The sequence below is a fragment of the Mesorhizobium sp. M4A.F.Ca.ET.050.02.1.1 genome (genome assembly GCF_003997725.1).
Taxonomy (GTDB): domain Bacteria; phylum Pseudomonadota; class Alphaproteobacteria; order Rhizobiales; family Rhizobiaceae; genus Mesorhizobium.
Genome location: NZ_RZSG01000274.1, coordinates 1 through 7,127, shown reverse-complemented (window position 1 = coordinate 7,127; position 7,127 = coordinate 1). Strand labels below are relative to the sequence as shown.

The 7,127-nt window shown below is 63.8% G+C and carries 8 protein-coding genes; 4 read left to right on the top strand and 4 right to left on the bottom strand.

The features are described 5' to 3' along the window. The 3 genes from EOA33_RS18505 to EOA33_RS40580 form a co-directional block, all read right to left on the bottom strand. Nucleotides 1–539, bottom strand: a 539-nt coding sequence (locus EOA33_RS18505) for a DUF1697 domain-containing protein (RefSeq protein ID WP_145989193.1), incomplete at its 3' end; no start/stop codon positions are given. Further along, nucleotides 536–1,792, bottom strand: a complete 1,257-nt coding sequence (gene ilvA, locus EOA33_RS18500) for a threonine ammonia-lyase IlvA (RefSeq protein WP_127406248.1) — start codon at nt 1,790–1,792, stop codon at nt 536–538. The genes ilvA and EOA33_RS18505, both read right to left, overlap by 4 nt. Nucleotides 1,793–1,884: 92 nt before the next feature. Next, entirely contained in the window at nt 1,885–2,454 is a 570-nt protein-coding gene (locus EOA33_RS40580; protein ID WP_245482364.1) for a hypothetical protein, read from the bottom strand. A gap of 31 nt (nt 2,455–2,485) precedes the next feature. Between EOA33_RS40580 and EOA33_RS40575 the strand changes: the two genes are divergently transcribed. From EOA33_RS40575 to EOA33_RS18485, 4 genes are all read left to right on the top strand, one after another. Next, nucleotides 2,486–2,698 (top strand): hypothetical protein, encoded by a 213-nt coding sequence (locus tag EOA33_RS40575; RefSeq protein WP_245482363.1) that lies wholly within the window; start codon nt 2,486–2,488, stop codon nt 2,696–2,698. 152 nt (nt 2,699–2,850) lie between these two features. Then, nucleotides 2,851–3,330, top strand: a complete 480-nt coding sequence (locus tag EOA33_RS40570; protein WP_245482362.1) for a hypothetical protein — start codon at nt 2,851–2,853, stop codon at nt 3,328–3,330. Between the two features lie 104 nt (nt 3,331–3,434). After that, nucleotides 3,435–4,508 (top strand): alpha/beta hydrolase, encoded by a 1,074-nt coding sequence (locus EOA33_RS18490; protein WP_126054337.1) that lies wholly within the window; start codon nt 3,435–3,437, stop codon nt 4,506–4,508. 132 nt (nt 4,509–4,640) lie between these two features. Further along, nucleotides 4,641–5,798 carry an alpha/beta hydrolase gene (locus tag EOA33_RS18485; protein WP_189347741.1) on the top strand — a complete coding sequence of 386 codons (1,158 nt, stop codon included), beginning with the start codon at nt 4,641–4,643 and terminating at the stop codon, nt 5,796–5,798. A gap of 18 nt (nt 5,799–5,816) precedes the next feature. Here EOA33_RS18485 and EOA33_RS18480 read toward each other — a convergent pair. After that, the coding region (locus tag EOA33_RS18480; protein ID WP_145989192.1) for an adenine deaminase C-terminal domain-containing protein at nt 5,817–7,127 on the bottom strand (1,311 nt) is incomplete at its 5' end.

The window sequence follows — 7,127 nt, the reverse complement described above, 5'->3', positions numbered from 1 at the left end:
GCCATCTCGACCAGCGCCAGCACCGAGCGCCAGTTGCGGGCTGTGCCCGGCACTTTCAGGGTGCGTGGAATGAGATTGGCGAACACTGATTTTCCGAGCCCCTCCGGCGCATGCAGGTAAAGCACGTCGCGCTTGACCTCGAAGCGCTCCGGGCCGGTGCATTTTTCGGCGAGCCGCGCGATCTCCTCGGTCGTCGGCCCGCGCTCCAGCACATAGGCATGCAGCTTGGCCGGATCGTCGGAGACCTCCGGATAGGGATTTTCCTTCACCAGCCGCACGAACCAGCCGGCATCGCGCACCATGATGCGCGAATGGAACCCCCATTGCTTCTCGAAGGCGGCCTCCAGCTTTTTCGTCAAACCGGCGGCGTCGCCCTTTGCTGACCGGAACACGACGTTGCCGCTCTGCACATAGCTGACCACATCGGAAAAGCCGAGTTCCTCGAAGAAGGTCCGCAACTCCGCCATCCTGACAATGCGGTTGCCGCCGACATTGATGCCGGAAAACAGCGCGACGAAGACCGCTCCTTTCCCGCTCATATGATAAACCCGGCCAGCGTCTCGTTGTCGGTGATGTCCTGGTATTGCACGCCTTCGGCGTCGAAATTCGCTCTCAGCAGATCGAAATTGCGGCGGTCCTTGGTCTCGATGCCGATCAGCACCGAACCGAAATTGCGCGCCGATTTCTTCAGATATTCGAAGCGGGCGATGTCGTCGTCCGGCCCCAGCATTTCGAGGAAATCGCGCAACGCGCCCGGCCGCTGCGGAAAGCGGATGATGAAGTATTTCTTCAGCCCTTCGAAGCGCAGCGCCCGCTCCTTGACGTCGGGCAGCCGCTCGAAATCGAAATTGCCGCCCGAAACCACCGCGACGATGGTCTTGCCCCTGATCTCCTTGCGGGAAAAATCCTTGAGCGCATCGATCGCCAGGGCGCCTGCCGGCTCCAGCACCACGCCTTCAACGTTGAGCATCTCGATCATGGTCGCGCAGAGCCGGTTCTCCGGGATCAGCCGCACCGCATCGGCGGCAAATTCCCTCAGATGCCGCAACGGCTCACGGCCGATCTCCGCGACAGCGGCGCCGTCGACAAAATTGTCGACCTTGGAGAGCTTGATCCGTTTGCCTGAGGACAGGCTCTCGCTGAGGCTCGGCGCGCCTGCCGGCTCACAGAAGACAAAACGCGCCTCGCGATGCTGGTCGGCGAAGTAGTGCGTCACACCGGCGGCGAGACCACCGCCGCCGACCGGCAGCATGACGATATCGGGCATGCGCGCGCCCGGCATCTGGTCCGCGATCTCATAGGCAACGGTCGCCTGTCCTTCGATGATGTCCTTGTGGTCGAAGGGCGGCACCATATGCGCGCCGCCGCTTTCCGCGAATTCGAACGCGGCGCGATAGCAATCGTCGAAGAAGTCGCCGACCAGCCTGATCTCGACGAAGTCGCCGCCAAACAGCCGCGTCTTGTCGATCTTCTGCTGAGGCGTAGTCACCGGCATAAAGACCACGCCCTTTTTGCCAAAATGGCGGCACACGAAGGCAAAGCCCTGGGCGTGATTGCCGGCGGAGGCGCAGACGAACAGCTCGGCGTTGTTGCCGGCGGCCAGCGCCTTGCGGAAGAAATTGAAGGCGCCACGGATCTTGTAGGAGCGTACCGGCGTCAGGTCCTCGCGCTTGAGAAGCACCCGCGCCCCGGTTTTCTTCGACAGATAGTCGTTTTCCTGCAGCGGCGTTTCCGGGAAGATCTGGCGAATAGCGGCGGCGGCGGTGGCAACGCGAGAAGAAAAACTGTTCATGGCAAATTGTCCCGAAGCGCACTGGGCGGGTTGATGTAAGCCTATTGCACATCCGGTCCCGCAAGGCCATTGTCCGCCGGCCATGAGCCCCGCTACCGGCATTCCCGGTATTTGCAAGCACTTGGAGGCGTTTGTTCATGCCTGTCGCGTCGGTTGCCCTGAAAACCATGTCGCTGCCGGAATTCGGCGAGCCGACGGTGATGCCGCTCATTCCACGCGCCACTTACGAGGCGCGCATCGAAGCGCTGGTTGCGCGCGGCTTGAAGGCCGGCTTCGATGGCTTCGTCATCTACGGCGACCGCGAGCATGCCGCCAACGTCGCCTATCTCTGCGGCTACGACCCCCGCTTCGAGGAGACGCTGCTGGTCATCGTTCCCGGCAGGGAAGCAAAACTGCTGGTCGGCAATGAGGGCTGGGGCTATGCCGAACTCTGCGGCGGCCCCTATGAGCGCGTCCTCTACCAGACCTTTTCGCTGCCGGCGCAGCCGCGCGACCGTTCCGACGCGCTGCCGGACATCCTGGCCGCTTGCGGGCTGAGGTCGGGCCACCGGATCGGCCATAGGCTGGAAGTCGTTCGGCGCTGGCGATGCCGGCTTTGGCGAGGCGACGCTCGACCTACCCTCCTTCATCGCCGACACGCTGCGCGCGCTCGCCGGCAACAACGGCGCGGTCCGGAATGCGGCCGATCTCTTGATGAACCCTGCCGACGGCCTGCGCGCGATCAACGAGGCCGATCAGCTTGCGTCCTTCGAATTCGCCGCGACCTTCTCCTCGCAAGGCCTGCGCAACGTGCTCCAGGGCATCGAACCCGACATGACCGAGCTGCAGGCGGCGCGGCTGATGGGCATCAACGGCCTGCCGCAATGCTGCCCCCTGATGCTGTCCGCCGGCGGGCGCCCCCCCTAGGGGCTGCCGAGCCCCCGCCTCGACATCATCAAGCGCGGCGATCCGATCACCATGGCCTACGGCATCCAGGGTTCGCTAAACGCCCGCGCCGGCTTCCTGGTCGAGAGCGCCGCCGAGCTGCCGCGGGGCATAAGCGATTACATCGAAAGCTTGTGGCGCCCTATTTTTCCGCCGCCGTCGACTGGTACGAGACTATCGGCATCGGTGTCGCCGGCGGCGCGCTGTGGAAAGCGGTGCACGAGCGCATCGGCGACCCGTTCTTCGGCGTTGGTCTCAATCCCGGCCATCTCATTCATATCGACGAGTGGATGCATTCGCCGGTGTTTTCAGGCTCCGGCATCCAACTGAAATCGGGGATGGCGCTGCAGGTCGACATCATCCCCGCAACCGGCACCGATTATTTCACCACCAACATCGAGGACGGCATCGCGCTCGCCGACGAACCGTTGCGCGAGGAGATCGCCGCGCGCTATTCGGAAGCCTGGAATCGTATCGAGGCGCGCCGCGCCTTCATGGGCGATGTGCTCGGCATCCGGCTGAAGCCGGAAGTGCTGCCCTTCTCCAACATTCCCGCCTTCCTGCCGCCGTTCTGGCTTTCGCGCAACAGTGCAATGGCCGTCGCCGGGCGCTGATCACTTTTCGGCTGGACACGACTTACTTCCGCCGCACTTCGGCTGTCGGGGAGATATCGCGGTGGGTGGACGGCCTCTTTGGGGGCCCGATTGGATATTTTGGCGTGACTTTGAAGACGATTTGCATTCTTGCGCTTGCATTGCTGGTGGCCGGCTGCGGCGGCCGTAAAGCCGAGGAAATCCTCGGCAGTGCCGTTATGGCTACGCCGGTGACAGAAATCGCCGGCAACCACTCGATCTTCATCGCCACGACGCGCAAGCGTTCCGACGACCCGAACAAGGTCTTCGACGGCGAGCGCTCGGCGACGCTGAACTACGCCCGCGTCAACGTCACGGTTCCGCCGGTCCACGAGACGGGCCAGATCGAGCGACGCTCGCGCGGCAAGTCGGACGATCCCACCAAATATTTCATGGCCTCCGAGCTGGTCGGCTACGACACGCAGCCCAAATTCTCCAGCGCGCTCAACGCCGACATTGCAGCGCGCGGCGGCCGTGTCATGGTCTTCGTCCACGGCTACAACACCGGCTTCGACGACGCGGTCTATCGCCTGACGCAGATCGTCCACGATTCCGGCTACCCGGGCACGCCGGTGCTGTTCTCCTGGGCCTCGGGCGCCAAGACCACCGACTATGTCTACGATAAGGAAAGCGCCAGCGCCGCACGCGACCAGCTTGAGGTGACGCTGCGCATGCTCGCCCAGACCGGCGCGCGGCGCATCGACATCGTCGCTCATTCGATGGGAACCTGGGTGACCATGGAAACGCTGCGCCAGCTCGCCATCACCGGCGACCGCGACCTCGGCGGCAAGCTGGGCGACGTGGTGTTGGCCTCTCCCGACATCGACGTGGATGTCTTCAAGAGTCAGATGCGCCGCTACGGCAAGCCGGACAAGCCCTTCATCCTGCTCCTGTCCGACGACGACCGCGCGCTGCGGCTTTCCGGCCTGATCGCCGGCTCGCGCCCGCGCGTCGGCGACTACAAGGACGCGGCCGACCTCGCCACCTATGGCGTGACGGTCGTCGACCTCTCCAGTGCCAAGGGATCGGACAGCTTCAACCACACCAAGTTCGCCGACAATCCGGTGCTGGTTAAGATGATTGGCCAGCGGCTGCGCGAGGATGACGGCTTCGCCAGTGATCAGGCTGTAACCGACCGCATCAGCCAACTCGGACAGTAAGGGTAGGCCGTATCCGATCAGGATTGCCCACCATCCGTCAATTTTGAACTGGACCCGGCCGTGCTGCGGCCTTATCGAAATATCAATTGACGTCGCGGGATCGACGTCGTGCTTCGCGAGAGCCGCGTGATCGTGCGTTCGAACACTATTCTCGTCGCTGCCTTGGCACTGCTCGTTGCGGGCTGCGCCGGCCCGAATACGCATGACCTGCTCAACAAGACGACGGTTACGGTGCCGGGTTCCGACATTGCCGCGACGCACGAGATCTTCGTCGCCACCACCCGCCAGCAGGCGACGAAAGACCCAAGGCAGGTGTTCGACGGAGACCGCTCGCTGACCACCAGCTACGCCCGCGTCGACGTCACCGTCCCCAAGGTGCACCAGGTCGGCGCCATCGAACGCGCCAAGGGTTCGGCCGACAGCAACCCGGCCAAGCAGTTCACCGCCACCGAGGTCGTTCACTATGGGGACCAGCAGCAATTCGCCAAGGCCGTCGGCGCCAACATCGCCATAAGCGGCGACCGCGCTTTGGTCTTCGTGCACGGCTTCAACAACGGCTTCGACGATGGCGTCTTCCGGCTGACCCAGATCGCGCACGACACGAAATATCCAGGCACGCCGGTGCTGTTTTCCTGGGCGTCGAGCGGCAAGACGACCGGCTATATCTACGACAAGGACAGCTCCACAGCCGCGCGCGACGACCTCGAGGCGACGCTGCGGATGCTGGCCAAGACCCACGTCAAGAGCATCGATATCATCGCCCATTCGATGGGAACGTGGCTGACGATGGAGGCGCTGCGCCAGCTCGCCATCACCGGCGACCGCGATCTCGGCGGCAAGATCGGCTATGTCATCCTGGCCTCGCCGGACATCGACGTCGACGTCTTCAAGAAGCAGATGATCCGCTACGGCAAGCCCGACAAGCCCTTCGCCATCCTGCTTTCGGGAGACGACCGCGCGCTGAAGCTGTCTTCCCTGATTTCCGGCGACAAGCCGCGCGTCGGCGACTACGGCAATGCCGCCGACCTTGCCAGCTATGGCGTGGTCGTGGCGGATCTGACCAACACCAAGGGCGGCGACCGTTTGAACCATGCCAAGTTCGCGGACAATCCGATGCTGGTGCAACTGCTCGGCGACCGACTGCGTACACCAGCTGCCCTGCGATCGAACGAACCCAACTCGGCCGAGTTTGACAATATCGGCCAAGGCATTGGAAAGGCCGTGGGATCGGTCGCCGAAGTGGTCATCACCACGCCGTTCAAGGTGCTGACCATCGCCACTGGCGGATAGGCAAAGCGCGTCGGTCGATCAGAGAAACAGGTCGACTTTCTGGAACGTCGTCACGTCGATCAGGCCGACATCGGAAATCCTTAGTTCGGGGATGACCACCAGCGCCAGCAGCGAGTGCTGCATGTAGGCATTGTTCAGCGAACAGCCCATCTTGCGCATCGCCTCCGTTAACTGCTCGGCCTTGGCCGCGACGATCTCGGCACGCTCGTCCGACATCAGCCCGGCGATCGGCATCTCAACCAGCGCCAGTTCCTTGCCCTTTGAGAACAGCACGACGCCGCCGCCGACCTGACCCAGCCGGTTGACGGCCAGCGCCATATCCCGCTTGCTGGTGCCGACGGCGATGATGTGGTGGGCGTCATGCGCCACGCTCGACGCCATCGCGCAGTCCTCCATGTAGCCGAAACCGGAGACGAAGGCATTGGTGACACCGCCGGTGCCGCGGTGGCGCTCAACCAGCGCGATCTGGCACACATCGTTGCGACGGTCCATGCCGACCAGCCCGTCCTCGACCGGCAGGTCGGCCTCCAGCGCGCGCGTCGGCGCCTGGTTCTCGATCACGCCGATGACGCGCACGCGCACCTCGTTGGCGCCCTTCGGCGCCGCCACGTCGAAATCGCCGGCCTTGAGCTTCCTGCCGAGCTTGACCGTGTTCTTCGCTGTCTTCGGATAGTCGTAGGCCGGGATGTCGATGTCGAGCTTGCCGCCCTTGGCCAGCCTGACGCCGCGAGCATAGACCTCGTCGATGGTCATTGCCGCCAGATCGGAGACAATCAGCAGGTCGGCAAGCCGCCCCGGCGCGATCGAGCCGATCTCGCGCTCCAGTCTGAAATGCTGCGCGGTATTGAGCGTCGCCATCTGGATCGCCCTCACCGGCTTCAAACCCTGGCCGATGGCGTGGCGGACCACCCGGTCCATATAGCCTTCATGGACCAGCGTGCCGGAATGGCTGTCGTCGGTGCACAGCATGAAGTTGCGCGGGTCGAGCCCGCTCTCCGTCACCGCCTTGATCTGCGAAGCGACGTCATACCAGGCCGAGCCCAGTCTCAACATCGCCTTCATACCCTGGCGCACCCGCGCGATCGCATCTTCGGCTCGTGTGCCTTCATGATCGTCCTCCGGACCGCCGGCGACATAGCCGTGGAACGGCAGGCCGAGGTCACGCGAGGCATAGTGCCCGCCGACCGTCTTGCCGGCCTTCACCGTGGCGGCGATCTCGCCCGACATGACAGGGTCGTTGGCGGCGACGCCCGGGAAATTCATTACTTCGCCGAGCCCGATGATGTTCTCCCAGGTCATCGCCTCGGCGACATCGGCGACCGTCAGCTC

Coding starts and splice junctions, on each gene's coding strand:
- ilvA (WP_127406248.1), bottom strand. CDS start 1,792: ATGAACAGTTTTTCTTCTCGCGTTGCCACCGCCGCCGCCGCTATTCGC.
- EOA33_RS40575 (WP_245482363.1), top strand. CDS start 2,486: ATGAACCCTGCCGACGGCCTGCGCGCGATCAACGAGGCCGATCAGCTT.